This is a genomic window from Nocardioides sp. NPDC006273, assembly GCF_040613495.1.
Classification (GTDB): Bacteria; Actinomycetota; Actinomycetes; order Propionibacteriales; family Nocardioidaceae; genus Nocardioides.
Genome location: NZ_JBEXSD010000042.1, coordinates 22228 through 38935 on the forward strand (window position 1 = coordinate 22228; position 16708 = coordinate 38935).

The 16708-nt window shown below is 70.0% G+C and carries 18 protein-coding genes; 7 read left to right on the forward strand and 11 right to left on the reverse strand.

What is annotated here, in order from left to right:
• Window positions 1-66: 66 nt before the first annotated feature.
• Complete coding sequence (gene dapC / locus ABZZ22_RS18005; RefSeq protein WP_354933777.1) at window positions 67-1185, reverse strand: succinyldiaminopimelate transaminase; 1119 nt, start codon at window positions 1183-1185, stop codon at window positions 67-69.
• Window positions 1185-1508, reverse strand: coding sequence for a ferredoxin (gene fdxA / locus ABZZ22_RS18010; RefSeq protein WP_008358813.1), 324 nt, complete (start codon window positions 1506-1508; stop codon window positions 1185-1187). The genes dapC and fdxA overlap by 1 nt, the downstream gene beginning before the upstream one ends.
• A 77-nt stretch (window positions 1509-1585) precedes the next feature.
• On the opposite strand from fdxA, the gene ABZZ22_RS18015 reads away from it, so the two are divergent.
• Together ABZZ22_RS18015 and ABZZ22_RS18020 are read left to right on the forward strand one after the other, a co-directional pair.
• Window positions 1586-2488 carry a GNAT family N-acetyltransferase gene (locus ABZZ22_RS18015; protein ID WP_354933780.1) on the forward strand — a complete coding sequence of 301 codons (903 nt, stop codon included), beginning with the start codon at window positions 1586-1588 and terminating at the stop codon, window positions 2486-2488.
• A 72-nt stretch (window positions 2489-2560) separates the two neighbouring features.
• On the forward strand, window positions 2561-3031 hold the full coding sequence (locus ABZZ22_RS18020; RefSeq protein WP_354933782.1) for an endonuclease/exonuclease/phosphatase family protein: 471 nt from the start codon (window positions 2561-2563) through the stop codon (window positions 3029-3031).
• On the opposite strand, the gene ABZZ22_RS18025 is transcribed toward ABZZ22_RS18020, so the two are convergent.
• Together ABZZ22_RS18025 and ABZZ22_RS18030 are read right to left on the reverse strand one after the other, a co-directional pair.
• Complete coding sequence (locus tag ABZZ22_RS18025; protein ID WP_354933784.1) at window positions 3023-3412, reverse strand: VOC family protein; 390 nt, start codon at window positions 3410-3412, stop codon at window positions 3023-3025. The two genes, ABZZ22_RS18020 and ABZZ22_RS18025, sit on opposite strands and share 9 nt — an antisense overlap.
• 27 nt (window positions 3413-3439) lie before the next feature.
• Complete coding sequence (locus ABZZ22_RS18030) at window positions 3440-4267, reverse strand: alpha/beta fold hydrolase (RefSeq protein ID WP_354933786.1); 828 nt, start codon at window positions 4265-4267, stop codon at window positions 3440-3442.
• Window positions 4268-4508: 241 nt separating this feature from the next.
• On the opposite strand from ABZZ22_RS18030, the gene aspS reads away from it, so the two are divergent.
• Complete coding sequence (aspS, locus tag ABZZ22_RS18035; protein ID WP_354933788.1) at window positions 4509-5810, forward strand: aspartate--tRNA(Asn) ligase; 1302 nt, start codon at window positions 4509-4511, stop codon at window positions 5808-5810.
• A 104-nt stretch (window positions 5811-5914) separates the two neighbouring features.
• On the opposite strand, the gene ABZZ22_RS18040 is transcribed toward aspS, so the two are convergent.
• The 4 genes from ABZZ22_RS18040 to ABZZ22_RS18055 form a co-directional block, all read right to left on the reverse strand.
• A complete protein-coding gene (locus ABZZ22_RS18040) occupies window positions 5915-8326 on the reverse strand; it encodes a VanW family protein (RefSeq protein ID WP_354933790.1) in 2412 nt (803 codons plus the stop codon).
• A 62-nt stretch (window positions 8327-8388) separates the two neighbouring features.
• Window positions 8389-8742, reverse strand: coding sequence for a hypothetical protein (locus ABZZ22_RS18045; RefSeq protein ID WP_354933792.1), 354 nt, complete (start codon window positions 8740-8742; stop codon window positions 8389-8391).
• Window positions 8739-9650, reverse strand: coding sequence for an N-acetyl-1-D-myo-inositol-2-amino-2-deoxy-alpha-D-glucopyranoside deacetylase (mshB, locus tag ABZZ22_RS18050; RefSeq protein ID WP_354933794.1), 912 nt, complete (start codon window positions 9648-9650; stop codon window positions 8739-8741). The genes ABZZ22_RS18045 and mshB overlap by 4 nt, the downstream gene beginning before the upstream one ends.
• Before the next feature lie 10 nt (window positions 9651-9660).
• Window positions 9661-10386 carry a (deoxy)nucleoside triphosphate pyrophosphohydrolase gene (locus tag ABZZ22_RS18055; RefSeq protein ID WP_354933796.1) on the reverse strand — a complete coding sequence of 242 codons (726 nt, stop codon included), beginning with the start codon at window positions 10384-10386 and terminating at the stop codon, window positions 9661-9663.
• Window positions 10387-10498: 112 nt separating this feature from the next.
• Here ABZZ22_RS18055 and ABZZ22_RS18060 point away from each other — a divergent pair, with 112 nt between their 5' ends.
• Window positions 10499-12085, forward strand: coding sequence for a D-alanyl-D-alanine carboxypeptidase family protein (locus ABZZ22_RS18060; protein ID WP_354933798.1), 1587 nt, complete (start codon window positions 10499-10501; stop codon window positions 12083-12085).
• 17 nt (window positions 12086-12102) lie between these two features.
• Here the strand turns inward: ABZZ22_RS18060 and ABZZ22_RS18065 are convergent, their stop codons facing one another.
• On the reverse strand, window positions 12103-12933 hold the full coding sequence (locus ABZZ22_RS18065) for a thioesterase family protein (RefSeq protein ID WP_354933800.1): 831 nt from the start codon (window positions 12931-12933) through the stop codon (window positions 12103-12105).
• A gap of 44 nt (window positions 12934-12977) precedes the next feature.
• Here ABZZ22_RS18065 and ABZZ22_RS18070 point away from each other — a divergent pair, with 44 nt between their 5' ends.
• Together ABZZ22_RS18070 and ABZZ22_RS18075 are read left to right on the forward strand one after the other, a co-directional pair.
• Window positions 12978-13382, forward strand: coding sequence for a DUF202 domain-containing protein (locus ABZZ22_RS18070; RefSeq protein WP_354933802.1), 405 nt, complete (start codon window positions 12978-12980; stop codon window positions 13380-13382).
• 69 nt (window positions 13383-13451) lie between these two features.
• Window positions 13452-14954 (forward strand): AtzH-like domain-containing protein, encoded by a 1503-nt coding sequence (locus tag ABZZ22_RS18075; protein WP_354933804.1) that lies wholly within the window; start codon window positions 13452-13454, stop codon window positions 14952-14954.
• 52 nt (window positions 14955-15006) lie between these two features.
• On the opposite strand, the gene ABZZ22_RS18080 is transcribed toward ABZZ22_RS18075, so the two are convergent.
• Window positions 15007-15702, reverse strand: a complete 696-nt coding sequence (locus ABZZ22_RS18080; protein ID WP_354933806.1) for an NUDIX domain-containing protein — start codon at window positions 15700-15702, stop codon at window positions 15007-15009.
• 36 nt (window positions 15703-15738) lie between these two features.
• A complete protein-coding gene (locus ABZZ22_RS18085; RefSeq protein WP_354933808.1) occupies window positions 15739-16290 on the reverse strand; it encodes a TetR/AcrR family transcriptional regulator in 552 nt (183 codons plus the stop codon).
• Window positions 16291-16376: 86 nt separating this feature from the next.
• Here ABZZ22_RS18085 and ABZZ22_RS18090 point away from each other — a divergent pair, with 86 nt between their 5' ends.
• A complete protein-coding gene (locus ABZZ22_RS18090) occupies window positions 16377-16700 on the forward strand; it encodes a multidrug efflux SMR transporter (RefSeq protein WP_354933810.1) in 324 nt (107 codons plus the stop codon).
• Window positions 16701-16708 lie beyond the last annotated feature (8 nt).

The window sequence follows — 16708 nt, forward strand, 5'->3', positions numbered from 1 at the left end:
ACTCCCGCTGGCCGAGTTGGCAATCCAATGCCCACTCGGCCGACGCAAGTGACGTCTCGGCGGGGTCTATTCGGTCAAACGGGAGACCGCGGCGTCGACGCGCTCGTCGGTGGCGGTGAAGGCGATCCGGACGTGGGAGCGGCCGGCGCGGCCGTAGAAGGCGCCGGGGGCGGCGAGGATGCCGCGCTCGGCGAGCCAGTCGACGGTGGTCCAGCAGTCCTCGTCACGAGACGACCAGAGGTAGAGCGATGCCTCGGAGTGATCGATGCGGAAGCCGGCCGACTCCAGCGCGGCCTTGAGCTTGGTGCGCCGGGCGGCGTAGCGGGCGTGCTGCTCCTTGGCGTGCTGGTCGTCGCTCAGCGCGGTCACCATGGCGACCTGCTGGGGGCCGGGCATCTGCAGGCCGAGATTCTTGCGGACCGCGAGGACCTCACCGAGGACGGCGGCGTCTCCGGCGACGAAGGCACAGCGGTAGCCCGCGAGATTGGAGCGCTTGGAGAGCGAGTGGACGGCGAGGATGCCCTCGTACGTGCCGCCGCAGACATCGGGATGCAGCACCGAGACCGGCTCGGCCTCCCAGGCGCACTCGATGTAGCACTCGTCCGAGATCAGCAGCGTGCCGCGCTCGCGGGCCCACTCGACCGTCTTGCGCAGGTGCTCCACCGGGAGCACCCGCCCGCTCGGGTTGGAAGGCGAGTTGATCCACAGGATCTTCGGCGCCCTGGGCCCCAGCGCGACCAGCGAGTCGGTGGCGACGGTGTCGGCACCGACGAGAGCCGCCGAGACCTCGTAGGTCGGGTAGGCCAGCTCCGGGTAGGCGACGAGGTCGCCCTGCCCGACGCCGAGGTGCAGCGGCAGCGATCCGATCAGCTCCTTGGAGCCGATCACCGGCAGCACGTTGTCCAGCCCGAGGCCGTCGACCCCGTGGTTGCGCGCGAGCCAGTCGATCGCGGCCTGACGCACCGCGGGCGTACCGATCGTCGTCGGGTAGCCCGGGGAGTCAGCGGCCCCCCGCAGAGCGTTCTGCACGACCTGCGGGGTCGAGTCCACCGGGGTCCCGACCGAGAGGTCGACCAGGCCACCGTCGTGCGCGGACGCCTTCTCCTTGAACGAGGCGAGCTTGTCCCAGGGGAAGTCAGGCAGCCGTTGCGAGACCGGGACCGAGGCCGCGTACGGGGTCGGCATCAGTCCTGGTTCTGCGGGGGCAGCGCGGCGACGAACGGGTGGTCCTTGTCGATCTCACCCATGCGAGCGGCACCACCGGGCGAGCCGAGGTCGTCGAAGAACTTGACGTTGGCGTCGTAGTACTCCTTCCACTCCTCGGGGGTGTCGTCCTCGTAGAAGATCGCCTCGGGCGGGCACACCGGCTCGCAGGCGCCGCAGTCGACACACTCGTCGGGGTGGATGTAGAGCATCCGCTTGCCCTCGTAGATGCAGTCCACCGGACATTCGTCGACGCAAGCCTTGTCCTTCACGTCAACACAGGGCTGGGCGATGACGTACGTCATTCGGGGCTCCTCCAAGCGGTTTCACGAAAGTCAGAGGGGCGCGACTGGCCCTTCCGAGGACAGCCTAGTATCCCCACGTGCCTGCTCATCTCCTGGGACCACATGTCGTCGGCAAGCGGATCGTCGTCCGCCGCCTCGTGCCCGGTCAGACCGGGCCCACCGGCGGCCCCGCCTTCACCGACATCCTCGGCGTCTGTACGTCCTGGGCCGACGGCACCGCGGTCATCGAGCGTGAATCCGGGGAGCAGGTGAGGGTTCCGATCGCCGAGATCGTCTCCGGGAAGCCGGTGCCACCGCGTCCGAACGTACGCCTGCGGATCGGCGTACGCGAGGCCGAGCTGCTCAGCGCCGCGATCTTCCCCGGCACCACCTCCGAGGCCTTGGGCGAGTGGGTGCTCTTCGACCACGAGGTCTCGGTCCGTCGGCGGCCCAACTCGGCGCTGGCGATCGGTGACCCCGGCATCGAACCGACGGCGGCGCTCGACAGGGTCGAGAGCTACTACCGGAGCCGCCACAAGCACCCCCGGGTGAAGGTCGAGGTCGGGTCCGCGGCCGAGGAGGCCGTGGTCGAGCGCGGCTGGGTCGAGGACGTCACCGTCGAGTTCCTGCTCGCCGGGCTCGCCGCCACCCGGCGCCTGCTGCCTCCGCCCGTCGAGGACGCCCGCGTCGACCTACAGGCAGTCGACCTACAGGCGAACGACGCGCAGGTGCTGATCAACCTCGGCGACACCGCGCGGATCATGGGCACGATGAAGAACGACTGGCTGGCCATCCATGACCTCGAGGTCGCCGAACCACACCGTCGCCAAGGGATCGCCACCAAGGCCCTCGCCACCCTGCTGGAGTGGGGCGCCGAGCGTGGTGCCCGCGCCGCCTGGCTGCACGTGGAGACCGACAACGATGCCGGCCATGCCCTCTACGAAGGCCTCGGATTCACCGAGCACCACCGCTGTCGCTACTACTCCTCGCCCACTCCGTAGCAGAGCCGTCCGACGCCACCCGGCTCGAGGCGCGGTGGTTGGGACCAGTTCTGGCTCTCCGACACCCCCGACGTGATCGGCTCGGCGACCTGGGGCAGCTCGGGGACCCGGATCGTCACCTGGGTTCGGTTCCGGGATCTGGCGACCGGCACCGAGTTCCTGCACGTCAACTCCCACTTCGACCACCAGTCCGAGAACGCACGGGTCCGGAGCGCCGAGGTCGTCCGCTCTCTCATCGCCGACACCGGGCTCCCCGCCGTGTTCACCGCAGACTGCAATGCCATCGCCGAGGCCTCGGCTCCCTATACGAGGCTGGTGACCGACGGCGGGCCCGTCGACACCAGCCTCGCGGGCACCCAGCTGACCCCGCAGGTCGGCACCTTCCCCAACCACGGCACCCCGAACCCGGCCGGAACCCGCATCGACTGGGTCCTCACGACACCCGACATCACCGTGAGGTCGGCCGCGATCAACACCTGGACCAAGGACGGTCGCTGGCCCAGCGACCACACCCCGGTCCAGGCGCTCGTCCGCCTACCCTGACAACAGGTCCCACAGGTTCCCGAAGGGGTCACGAAAGACCTGGAGGGTGCCGTAGGACTCCTCTCGCACCGGCCCGACGAGCTCGATCCCGGCGGCGACCAGCCTCTCGTACGCCGCCGGGAAGTCGTCCACCCGCAGGAAGAACGTCACTCGGCCGCCGGTCTGGTCGCCGACCCTCGCGGTCTGCGCCGGGCCGTCGGCCCGGGCGAGCAGGAAGCCGGTGCCGCCGCCCGGCGGACGCACGACCACCCATCGTTTCGGGCGCCCGTCGTTGGTGGTCGACGGGGCGTCCTCGGTGACCTCGAAGCCGAGCACGTCGCGGAAGAACTCCACCGCCTCGTCGTAGTCGGGAACGACGATCGTGACCAGGTCCAGGTGCATGGGTGAACGGTAGGCCCGGACGGGTGGTCAGCAGGTCTTCAGGGCTGGGGTCGCGGGGCCTTCGCGAGTGAGCGCGTCGAGGGTGAGCTTGATGGCGGAGGCGCTCATCGGGATGAGCAGGTGCTCGGAGAGGTCGAGCGCGCAGGCGTCCTGGATGCGTACGTTGGTGGTGTTCGGGCCCTCGGCGAGGAACCCGGAGGTGTAGGGCACGACCACCTCGTCGGTGGCGGTGACGATCTGGGTGTAGGAGATGTCGCCCGGGGTCTCGTCGTCCGCGTTCAGGTCGGCGAGGAACTGCGAGCCGGCGGTCTGCTGAGCGCATGACACGCAGAGTCCGGTGGCCTCGGTCGCGCCCCCGTCCATCAGGATCGAGGTGCCGTGGTTGGACGGCGCCAGGCCGACGAGGTCCTCGACGTAGGCGGCTCCACCGAGGTTCTTGATGTAGTAGCGCGGCATCATCCCGCCCTGGGAGTGACCGACGAGCGAGACCTTCTCGGCGTCGGTGACCTCGCGCACGCGCTCGATGAACTCACCGAGGTGGGCGGCCGAGTCTCGGATGTCGCCGGTGGCCCGGTTGCCGTAGTCGAGGGAGTAGACGCAGAACCCGGCCCGCTTCATGGCCAGCGAGATCGGGTCCAGCAGCGAACGACGGTCGCCGAAGGTGCCGTGCACCAGGATCACCGGCGTCGGGCGCTCAGCCGCGGGCGCGCAGGCCCAGTCGTTGGCGCCGACGGGATCACCGAGAGGCGAGCCCGGCAGCGGGATCCCGCTCCGGCTCGTCCCCTCAGCGGAGGCGGAGACCGGGACGAGGACGAGTGCGACGGCGGCGAGAATGCTCAGCAGGAACGGGCGCATGACAATGTCAACGAACTGATGTGACCCACGTCACGAGGAAAACTCGTTGGCTACCGGCTCGTGGCGACATCTACGATCGTGAGCGGCACCGCCGAGGAGTGACGACCCTCAGCCAATGGCAGGGAGGCGCCCGCGCGTACGGCGGATCGACGAGAGGCTGATGACACATCAGCGAAGGTGTGGTGGCACCGCGACCTAGCCCCCGCCCACACCTCCAGGGCCTCGCCACCTGGAGGAAAAGATGAAATCGATGGACCGTACGCTGACCGGCCACCTTCCCGCCGTCACGCCGGGCGAGACCGTTCGACTCTGCGGGCACGTGCACCGGCGCCGCGAGCTCGCCGCCGTCACCTTTCTCGTGCTGCGTGACCGCAGCGGCCTGGCACAGGTGGTGATCAAGCCCGCCGACGGGCAGGAGGTCCCTCCCGAGGAGACTCCGGTCGAGGTGGTCGGCATCGCCACCGCCAGCTCACAGGCGCCGGGAGGGGTCGAGGTCACCTCACCTGTGGTCACGGCGCTCTCCGCGCCGGCACGCACCGCGCCGGTCGAGCTGTGGCGACCAGAGCTCGCGGCCGGGTTGCCGACGCTCCTCGACCACGCGCCGGTGACCTGGCGTCACCCGGCTGTCCGGGCACGTTGGGAGATCGCCGCCGCATCCTTGCGCGGCTTCCGGACGACGCTCGACTCCGCGGGGTTCACCGAGGTCCACTCCCCCAAGATCGTGGAGTCGGCGACCGAGTCCGGAGCGAACGTCTTCGAGATCGACTACTTCGGCCGGCCCGCCTACCTCGCCCAGTCACCGCAGTTCTACAAGCAGCAGCTGGTCGGCATCTTCGAGCGGGTCTACGAGATCGGACCGGTCTTCCGCGCCGAGCCGCACGACACGGTGCGACACCTCGCTGAGTACGTCAGCCTCGACGTCGAGCTCGGCTTCGTCCGCGACCACCGCGACGTGCTCTCGGTGCTCCGCGAGGTCATCGCCGGCATGCGTGCGGGGATCAAGACCCATGCCGCCGGCGCCGTAGAGCGGCTCGGGCTCGACCTGCCGGTCGTGCCCGAGGAGATCCCGGTCATCCACTTCGCCGAGGCGCTGAAGCTGGTCGGGGCGCCCGCGGACGAGCCCGACCTCGCTCCCGAGCACGAGCGCGCGCTCGGGGCGTGGGCACAGCAGACCCACGGCTCCGACTTCCTGGCCGTGGAGGGCTACCCGATGCGGAAGCGGCCGTTCTACACCCACCCCTGGTCTCGACAGGCTCGACCACCAGGGGACGGGAGCAACAGCTTCGACCTACTCTTCCGTGGCCTGGAGCTGGTCACCGGCGGGCAACGCCTGCACCGGCTCACCGACTACGAGGAGGCGCTCCGGGCGCGCGGCGAGGAGCCGCCTGCGTACGCCCCGTACCTGCAGGCCTTCGCCCACGGGATGCCGCCCCACGGCGGCTTCGCGCTGGGTCTGGAGCGCTGGGTGGCGCGGCTCGTCGGGGCCACCAACATCCGCGAGGTCACGCTGTTCCCGCGGGACCTGCACCGCTTGTCCCCCTGACAGCTCGTGCCGAGTCGGCTCATCCTGACGAAAACCGACGCCGAGTCGGCGCGTTGGAACGCGCCGACTCGGCGAGAATTTCGGTCAGAACCGGCCGACTCGGCTCAGTTGGGGTCGGCGGGCGGCGGCTTCTCCGCCTCGTCGGTGCACTCGACCTCGTCCTGCGGGTTGTAGACGGTCTTGAAGGTCTCGGTGTCGACCTTCGAGCTCGTGCCGGGTTTGTAGAAGTCGCGCCAGACGTTGATCGAGAAGCCCTTGGCGCCGACGGTGTTCTCGCAGTTGCCGTCGGTGATCTTCCGCTTGCCCGGAGTCTTGAAGTCGTAGCGCTCACCGGTGCGGGTCTTGATGTCCCAGATCTTGGTGGACCACATCTCGACGGTCACCGAGCCCTGGCTGCTGCCACCGGCGGGGTTGACCCAGGAGCGGATCAGCACGCCGTACTTGGTGTTGTTCTTGAACTTCAGGTCCAGCGAGGGCCAGGCGACGGTGGCCTCTCGACCGATCGGGTAGCGACTGATGTAGAGGGAGTGCGCCTTGTGCTCGACGTCTTGGAGCCCTGCGAAGAACATCGCGTTGAACGTGGTCGTCGCCATCTGCGAGACACCGCCGCCGTAGTCCTCACGGAAGATCCCGTTCTGGATCATCCAGCCCTTGGTGAACCCGTTTCCGGCCGTACGCTCGCCGACGATGCCGTTCATCGAGAAGGTGTCGCCCGGTGCGAGCACGGTGCCGTTGATCAGCTCGGCGGCGCGGCCGATGTTGACGTTGCGGTATTCGGCGTAGGGGAAGTTGGTGGTGAAGGAGGAGACCTTCTCCTTGATGCCCCAGGCCTTGGCCTCTTCGGTGGTGACCTTGGGCTTGGCGACCTTCGACTTCACCTCGACGGTGCGCTCACCCTTGGGCGCGGTGACGACGTCGAGGAAGACGGCCTCCAGGTCCTTCTGGTTGAAGGTGACGCCGGGCTTGGCGGGCACCACCTTCGGGGTGCCGTTGACCATCTCGACCGTCGCGTCGACCGGCTTCGCGGCATCGTCCGCGAGGGACTTCTTCAGCACCTTCTTCAGCTTGCTGGGCGCGACCGAAGCCTGCAGCTCGCCGTCCTTGGGGTCGAAGCGGATCGCGTCACCGAACTCCTTCGGGGACAGCTGCACCGGAGTCTTCTCGAACTTCAGCGTGATCGGGCCGGAGACCGCCGGGGTCGCGACCTTGTCGACGGCCTCCTTGACGTCGGTCTCGTCGACGTCCGGGGTCAGCTCCTCGAGGGGGACATCGGCCTTGCGGTCGCCTTCTACGAGCAGCTGACCGGCGAGTGCGCTCTGGAGCGCTTCGTCGCTGACTCCCTCACCGGCGACCGGCTGGGTGGTCTTGATCTTGCCGCGCTTGATGACGACGTCGCCGTCCTTGAAGGGGGTCCCGGCGCGCTTGTTCACCTTGGCCGCGACCTTGGCGATCAGCTTGTCGTCGGCCTTGATGACGGGCTCGATCTCGCCGCCTCCGGTGAAGTGCTTCCACAGCTTCACCGGGTTCCAGCTGCGCGAGGCGTCGGCCTTCGCGATCGTCGCCTCGGCATCGAAGCTCAGACCCGCCTCGGCTGGGTTGACCTCGGTCTTGCTGTCACCGGCGGACACGTCGATCGGCTGGCTGTGGGCAGGCGCGAACTTCTGGTCCAGCAGTGGCGTCGCCTCGGCGGCCGTCATTCCACCCACGTCCACGCCGGCCACCGTGGTGCCGTCGGGGATCTTCTCCCCGGCGACGGCGTACGCGGCGGCCCAGCCGGCGAAGGCCAGGATGGCGACGCCACCGGCGACGGCGACCGCGATCTTGGCCCCGGTGCCGAGCGGCTTGCTCTCGGCCGCGACCGGCTGCGCATAGTCCGGCTGCGCATAGTCCGGATGCGCGTAGCCGGGCTGCGCGTAATCTGGCTGGGCATAGCCGGGCTGGGCATCGCCGGGCTGCGCGTAGGGCTGGTAGGCGGAGTGGTCGCCCTCGTCCTGCGCGGGGTCGCGCACCACGAACGGGCCGACGCCGATCACGGTCTCCTCGAGCGGCTCGTCGAAGTCCGGGCTCGCGTCGGCCGGAGGGTAGAACGCCATCTCGGTCTCCGCGTCGTCAGCCAGGTCGGGCGCAGCGGCAACCACGTCCGGCTCAGGAGCGAACTCGCGGTTCTTCGAGACGAACAGGTAGTTGTCGTCCTCCGGCAGTGGCGCACGCTTCGGCAGCTCTGAGCGCAGCATCGTGCTGCGCAGCAGGGTCTCCTCGGCGGGATCCTCGTCGAAGTCAACGGGTGAGACTGCCTCGGCGGAGACGAGCCGGGTCGCGCCGTCGGGCTCGTCGGGCACATTTGCGACCGGCTTGGCGCCTGCGGACTCGGCAACGCGAGCGTCGATCTCGATCTGCGGGATCATGATCGTCTCGACGGCGGCATCGTCCGCGCCAGCTTGGCTGGCGTTGGACCCGGCCGCGTCAGTTTGCATCGCAGGCTCGGGGGCCTTGGAGGCCTCACGCTCAGTGGACATGCGGCAGAGCCTAGGACCTATACCCCCCTGGGCCGAACCCGTAGCCCATCTTGGGACGTTCGTCACTTGTCGGGCTGGGCGCGATCGACCCGCGAAGTGGCCCTTGACACAGTCGCCGTCGCCACCACGATCATCAGCACGGCCCAGAAGATCATCAGGTATCCCGCGAGGTCGCCCGCGACGGCGTACCCGCCCGCCGGCCGCGGCGTCGCGGCCAACGCGACCACGATCCCCCAGACCGCGGCGTACGCCACCCGCGCGACTCCACGTGGGAGGGCGAGCAACGTCGCCGAGGACGCGGCCACAGCGAGCAGCAGGCCCCACCACCACGGGTGGACCGCGACCGCCGCGACCCCGACGAGGAGACCGGTCAGGAGACCGGCCCCACAGCGAGCCAGCCCGCCGAGCGGTCTCACAACCCGGCGAAGAGATCGGTCAGACCGGTGCCCTCGAGGTGCCCCTTGGCGATCCGGAAGTGCTCCTGGGACCACGCGGTCGTACCGAGGCTGTTGGTCATCGCGAACATGCCCTGCTCCATGTCCATCTGAGTGGGATAGGCACGCATCGCGGCGACCTTCTGGTCGGCGTACGTGGTGCCGTCGATCGCGGCGGCGATGTCGACATCGGGCGTGGCCATCGGCAGCGGCCCCTCGGGGTCCATCCCGCCGAGCGCATCCCCGTCGCCGGCGTCCCGGGCAGCACGCAGACCCTCACGGATCCAGCTCTCCGCGATCGCGGTCCAGAAGACCCGGTCGATCTCGTGGGCCTCGCCAAGCTCCTTCTTGTAGGTCGGGACGGCGGCGAGGTGGGCAGCGTACGTCGCGACCCGGTGCGCCTGGATGTGGTCCGGGTGGCCGTAGTTGCCGAACTCGTCGTAGGTGACCAGCACCTGGGGACGCACCTCGCGGATGATCGTGACGAGATGGTCGGCGGCTTCGTTGAGATCGGCGTACCAGAAGGCGTTCTCCCGGGCGTCGGGATCCGGCAGCGCATGGGTGCGGTCCTCGCTCCAGGTCATCCCGGAGTCGCGGTAGTTGCCGAAGCCACCCAGCCAGCGGTGGTCCACCTCGCTGCCATCGGGCGCCTTCAGCGCCGCCATCGCGTTCTCGATCTCGCCGCGGCGGTGCTCGCCCAGACCGTCCTCCTGATCGGCGGCGAGGTGGGCCAGCCCGGGCACCAGGATCTCGCCCATCTCTCCTGCCGTGCAGGTCACCAGGGTGACGCGGGCGCCCTCGGCGAGATACTTCGCCATCGTCGCCCCAGTCGCGATCGTCTCGTCGTCGGGGTGGGCATGAACGAGCAGGAGGCTCTTCTGAGAAGTCACGTGCTCGATCTTAGAAGTCGCCCAAGTCAGGTCGCTTGATTCTCTTTGGATTGTCGGGGAGGTCGACGGGCTCGGGGGCGATCGAGTCGTCCGGCGGGTCCTCGGGGATGTCGAGCCAGCCGTCGTGCTCGTCCACCAGCAGCTCCAAGACCAGCTCGGGGGCGTCGGTCTCCACCGACCACGGGTGGTCCTCGTCGTCATCCTCGCCCTGGTAGCGCTCCCGGCTGATCCGGGCCGTCCAGCCCTCGTGCTCCAGCGTCGCCGCGGCGGCCCGGGCGTCCTCCTCCTCGAAGAAGATGCCGCGCAGAGTGGGCCCATCGGGCACGCCGAGTACGTGACGGAGCGCATCGAGGAACGGGCGGTCGGGCTCGAGCCAGTCGACCGAGTCGAGGTCCTCGGCCGCCAGCCAGAGGATCTGGTCGTGCTCGCGCGGTCTCGGCTCACCGGCCACGACCCGGGCGGTCGCGGCGATCAGGCGGGCCCCGGTGGTCGAGCCTGTCGAGACCCCGATGGCCGACTCCCCCTCCATCCAGTCGAGCACCTCGATTAGGCAGCCGAGCTCCTCACCGATCTCTCGGACGAGGGCCGCTTCGGGCGTCTCCCCGTCCTCGACCTTGCCGCCGGGGAGCTCCCAGCGTCCGGCGGCCTCGGGCGGGGACGTACGCCTCGCGGCCAGCACCTGCTTGCCGTCGGCGCTGAGGATCGCCGCGGCCACTACGGTCTTGGGGCTGTTCACGTGTGAGATTCTTCCCTAGACGCCCGGAAAGCATGGTCTCTTGGGTACGCTCCAACGCCGTGCCTCACCCTCTGCTGCTCTTCACCCGCCCGCTCCTACCCCGGGGCCGACCATGAGCGGTCAGCAGTGGCCCCCGCGGCGCCCCGGCGAGCCGCGCTCGCCCTACCGAGGTCAGCAGCCCTACCCGGGCCCCCGGGAGCCCCACCAACCACAGGCACCGCCAGGGCGGCCCCGACAGCCGTACCCCGGTCAGCAACCGCATCCCGGTCAGCAGCGGCCCCATCCGGACGGGCAGCGCTACCCCGAGCAACGGCCCTACCCACCGGAGCAGCGGCCCTATGGCGAGGAGCCTTATCCGGAGCCTTATCCGGAGCAGCCTTATCCGGAGCAGCCTTACCCCGCGCAGCACTATCCGGAACAGCCCTACCCCGAGCAGCCTTACCCGGGGCAGCCTTACCCGGGCCAGCCTTACCCGGGCCAGCAGCCCCCGGCGTACCACCAGGGCCCCGGTCGTGGCCGGTTCGACCCCGAGCCGCCGAAGAAGCGGCGCTGGCCGAAGGTCCTCGTCGGCCTGCTGGTGCTCGCATTGGTCGGAGTCGGTGGCTACGGGGCGTACGACTTCTATGAGCAGATGCAGAGGTGGAAGCAGACCGCGACCGACGACATGAACGGCGTCGGCAGCGACCTGTCGGTGGCCGTCGCGTCGCTGCGCAGCGTCGGTTGGGAGGTCACCGCCGCGGACATCGGGACCTGGCTGGAACAGCCGGGTGCCTACGGCGACGGTCTGAGCATGCGTACGCTGCAGGCCGATGAGGCGACCGGGGGCTTCACCGTCGCGGGCTATCGGACCTGGCAGGACACCTACGCCAAGCGCGACCACACCACCGTCGTGTGCGCGGACATCACCCTCGGGGCGGGGACCAAGAAGCCGCTCAACGAGACCATCACCGCCTGTCCCGACGACGTCCCGGAGACGGCGCCGGACGCCGGCCAGGCCGACGCGGAGTCCGGCGGGGTCACCGGTCACCTCGCCGAGCTGGCCGTGGAGGCGTCCGAGCAGCGCGCCGCCGGTGCGACCGAGGGCAAGATCCTCGAGGTCGCGGCACCGACGAGGCCCGTCGGCAACGTACGCGCCGACTCGACCGCGCTGGTGTGCTCGCCGGGGACGAAGGACTTGGGCGAGGGCGAGGGCTATGACCAGGGCAAGCTGATCCCGGTCCGGCTCTGCGCGGTCGAGGGGCTACCCAACACGGGCACCGAGAGCACCAAGGGCGACCCCTACTTCATCGACGGCGCCGACGGCCTGACCATCGTCAACGCACGCATCTCCGGGGCCGCGGCGGCGCTGGTCGACAAGGCCGAGAAGCAGGGCGTCGACCTGGTCGCGAGCAGCTCGTTCCGGACGATGAAGAAGCAGAAGGCGCTGTGCAAGGAGGACGCCACCGGCGGCTGCCCCACCGGCGACTACACGCTGACCGCACAGCCCGGCCACTCGTCCCACCAGCTCGGGATCGCCATCGACTTCGAGGAGCCCAGCGTGACCGGTGGCAAGACCTGCGGGACACGGGCCTCCGAGCCGAGCAGCGAGGTGTGGTCGTTCCTCAACAAGACGGCGCTGGCCTTCGGACTGAAGCAGTACTCGGTCGAGGCCTGGCACTGGGACGCCTACGGCGGGAAGGACCGCTGCGCGCCGATGTGATCGCCCGGTGTGAACCGTCAGGCGCGCGGCAGACGCGCCAGCTGCCGTGCCTGCGCGACCAGCGTGCCGGCGGAGTCCCACACCTCGCAGTCCTCCTCGAACATGCCGCCCGAGAGGTTGCGGGAGAAGTGGGTGACCTTGAGCCAGCCCGGTGCCGGCTTGTGGCGGATGTGGCAGGTGAGCTCGAGGGTCGGCGCCCAGCCCGGGAGCTCCAGACCGAAGGTCACCGGCGGGAGCGCGTCGAGCACCTGCAGCAGCGAGAGCGGGTCGGGCTCGCGGTCGTGGTGCCGGAACCAGCCGGTGAAGACGGCCTCGCCGCTCGGCTTCGCGCCGCCCCAGAGGAACTGCTCCTTCGGCACGCAGAGCTCGTAGCGGTCCAGCATCGGCACGAACTCCTTCACCTGCTCGGGCGCGGTGGTCGAGGAGAGGCACTCCTCGAGCGGCGGCAGCTCCGGCTCGGTCGCGGTGACCCGCTCGAAGCCGCTGCTCTTGGCGTGGAGGCCGTCCAGGTCCGCGTACGTCGCCGTGGTGGTGATCCGCAGCTCGTCACCCTGCCACAGCTCGGCGGTCGCGATGGCCAGCGAACCCTTGTCGCGCTTGGTCTCGATGCGGACCTCCGCCGGTCCCGGAGTGCTCGCGCCGGCGTAGAAGGCGCTCAGCACGATCGGGTCCGGATGACGCGGCAGGTGGGCCCGCAGCGCGTTGCCGATGACCGCGAGCAGGTAGCCGCCGTTGACCCCGCCGCCGACCACCCAGCCGGGAGCGAGCTCGGCTGCGTACGTCTTCTCGTCGGTCCTGCGGATCTCGATGTCCCGGTCGAACTCGGAAACCTGCGCGCTCTCAGCCATGGGAGAAATCTAGATCGGGACTCGATGTGGTGGACGATGGGGGCATGGGCGAGCCAGAGTCGAAACCAGGGTCGAGGCCAGAGTCGAATGCGGAAGACCCCCGTCACCCGCGCTGGGTCTACGGCCACGGCGACGAGCCGGATCCTCGGTTCACGCTGGCCAACGAGCGTACGTTCCTGGCCTGGGCGCGCACGGTGCTCGGCCTGCTTGCCGGGGCGGTCGCGCTGCACTCGTTCCAGGTGCCCACCAACGAGGTCGTACGCGACGGGCTGATCGTGGCGCTGGTCCTCACCGCGATCCTGTGCACGATCCTCGCGATGGCCCGTTGGGCACGGGTCGAGCGTGCGATGCGGGAGCACCGCCCCCTTCCCGCCTTCACCGCAGGGTTCGTACTGGCCGGGGCGCTGCTGCTGGTCGGCGTGCTGCTCGGCGTCTCGCTCGTCCTCTGACCCACCGGCCGGCTCCGCCTGGCCCGTCGATCGCGCGCCCGTCATGCTCGGCAGGGCAGACTTCGCCCTATGACCCAGCTCAAGCCGGTCCCACACGGGCTGCTGCAGGCCTTCCGGGCGTACGAGAGCGCGTTGATGTCGGACGACGTCGCCGCTCTGGACGCGCTCTTCGCCGACTCACCGACCACGCTGCGCGGCGACGCGGCCGGGCTGCTCGTCGGGCACGAGCAGATCTCCGCCTTCCGCGCGGCGCGGGGCGGCGCGCCGAGACGGCGCATCGTGCAGACCCACGTCCAGGTGATCGACGAGGACCACGCCCTCATCGTCGCCGTCACGGAGCTCGACCGCGGTGGCCGCGGGCTGCAGACGCAGCTGTGGGCGCGGGACCCGGTGCGGATCGAGTACGCCGGCTGGCAGGTCACCGCGGCGCACGTCTCGGCGCCCGAGCCGGCCTTCGACAGCCGGATCTGGCGCATCGTCGGCGACCCGCTGATCTCCTCGCACACCGCCGACGGGGCGCTCTCGGGCGAGACCGTGGCGGTCAAGGACCTCTACGCGGTCGCCGGCTTCGCGGTCGGCGCCGGGAGCCCGGCGTGGCTGGAGCAGGCCCCGGTGGCCGACTCGCACTCCGCCGTCGTCGCCTCCCTGCTGGACGCCGGAGCATCGGTCCGCGGGATCGCGCGCACCGAGGAGTTCGCCTACTCGCTGTCGGGGCTCAACGCCCACTACGGGGCACCGCCGAACCCGAAGGCTCCCGGCCGGATCCCCGGGGGCTCCTCGTCGGGGTCGGCGACCGCGGTCGCGCTCGGCCAGGCCTCGATCGGGCTCGGGACCGACACCGGCGGCTCGATCCGGGTGCCGGCCGCCTACCAGGGCCTCTACGGGATCCGTACGACCCACGGGGCCGTCTCGCGTGAGGGGCTGCACCCGCTCGCCAAGGCCTTCGACACCGTCGGGTGGATGACGCGTTCCGCATTCCTGCTGCAGGCGGTGGGGGACGTACTGCTGCCGGAGTCGCCGGTGGGCGCCGTGGACGAGATCCAGCTTCTGCCATCGCTGGTCGGGCTCGCCGACGACGACGTCGCCACCGCTGTGCGCGACGCGCTGCCCGACGCCAAGCCGCTGGCCTGGGCGCCGTCGCTGGACGAGTGGTGCCAAGCCTTCGTCACCGGGCAGGCCTACCAGGCCTGGCAGGCTCACGGAGCCTGGCTCGAGACTCGGCTGGACACCCTCGGTGAGGCTGTGCGCGGGCGGTTCGAGATGGCTCGGGCCGTGACCCGGGAGCAGGCCGCGGAAGCGCGCGCCGTGCTCGCGCAGGCCCGTGCGGAGATCCTCGACGTCGTCGGCGACCGCGTTCTCGCCTTCCCCAGCGCCTCGTCGGTGGCACCGACCGTGGCGGAGGCGGCCGAGGTCCGCGACGACACCTTGCGGCTCACCTGCATCGCCGGGATCGCCGGCCTCCCGGCCGTCTCGATCCCCGTCCGCACCCCGACCGGGCTCCCCGCCGGTCTGTGTTTGATCGCCGCCCCCGGTCGCGACCGCGACCTGCTCGCCGTCGCTGCCGGCTTCTGACCCCTGTCACATCGGAAACGAGCTCCCTTCGAGGGGTTCGGGGGCTGGCCGATCAGGTCGTACGGCGCAGCAACGGCGGATGCAGGTGCTCGGCGGAGCCCCGTCGGAAGAGCTGAGCCGGGCGACCCCCGTCGCGGGTCGTCGTACTGCCCGTCGGCTCGAGGAAAGCCTCGGTCTTGGTGACCTTGCGATGGAAGTTGCGCGGGTCCAGACGCTCACCCCAGACGATCTCGTAGACCCGGCGCAGCTCGGCGACGGTGAACTCCACGGCGCAGAAGGCCGCGCCCAGGGGCGAGTACTCGAGCTTGGAGCGAGCACGCTCGACACCGTCGCGGAGGATCGCGGCATGGTCGAAGGCCAGACCGTCGGCCGAACCGTCGGCCAGCAGCGAGTCGACCCGACACCACTGCGCGTCCGTCGCGTCCGATCCCGCGGCAGGCACCGGAAGGTCCGGCGCCAGCGCGAGATAGGCGACCGTCACGACCCGAGCCCGTGGGTCCCGCCCCGGAGCCCCGTACGTCGCCAGCTGCTCGACGTGCACGCTCCCCAGCCGCATGCCGGTCTCCTCGGCGAGCTCGCGCGCTGCCGCCTCCTCGAGGCCCTCGTCATCGTGGACGAACCCTCCAGGAAGCGCCCAGGCGCCTCGATAGGGCTCGAGGCCGCGGCGTACGACCAGGGCGCAGAGCGCCTCGTCACGGACGGTGAGCACAACGAGATCGACGCTCACCGCGAACTTGGGGCACTCCACGTGGCAGACCCTAGATGATCGAGCGGCGCACCCGAGTCATCCCTCGGCGATCGCCCCCGCGGCGACGGCGAGATCCGCCACACCGGCGGCGAGCTCGTCCGGTCGATCGGTGGCCAGGTCCAGGTGGAAGCCGAACAGCGACGAGTCGACGAGCGTGACGATCCGGCCCGCACGCTCGGTGGGTGCGCCACAGCCGGTGATGTATTCACGGAGCGCGGCGTACCACAGCTCGTTGGTCTCTCGGACGACCGAGCGGTAGGGCTCCATCCCGATCAACCCGGTCGCGGCCGCCTGCAGGTAGATCTGCAGGCAGCTGTGCAGCGGGTCGGTGCGGTAGGCCCGCCACAGCGCCTCGACCCCGGCGCGTACGCCGTCGGCCGGCTCCAGCGCTCCGACCGCCGCCACGGAGAGCTCGTTGGTGCGCGCCACCACGGCGGCGACCAGCTCGTCGCGGCCACCGAAGTGGTAGATCAGCATCCGGTCACTGGTGCCGATCGCGGCCGCCAGCGGACGCAGGGTCAGCCCGATCAGCCCGTGCTCGAGCACGTGCGCGACGACCTGCTCGAGGAGCTCCTCCTTGCGATCCATGGAAAGCATTATGCCCAACCATGTAGCGACTGCTACATTTCTCAGAGATGTAGCGGTCGCTACACACGTCTGAGGAGGCCCCGTAGATGTACGCCGCCACGCTGCTCGTCGTCGCGATCGCGATCGAGGTCGTCAGCACCGCACTGCTCCCTCGAACCGAAGGTTTTCGCAACCTCGGCTGGTCGATCGCCGTCCTGGCCGGCTACGGCACCTCGATCTGGCTGCTGTCGCTCGTCGTGGAGCGGATGCCGGTCTCGGTGGCGTACGCCATCTGGTCAGGCCTCGGCACCGCCCTGGTCGCGGGCATCGGCGTGATGTTCCTCGGGGAGCACCTCACCGCCGCCAAAGCCGGCTTCCTGGCGATGATCGTCGTCGGCGTGGTCGGGCTGAACCTCTCCGGCGCTCACTGAAGCTCGAC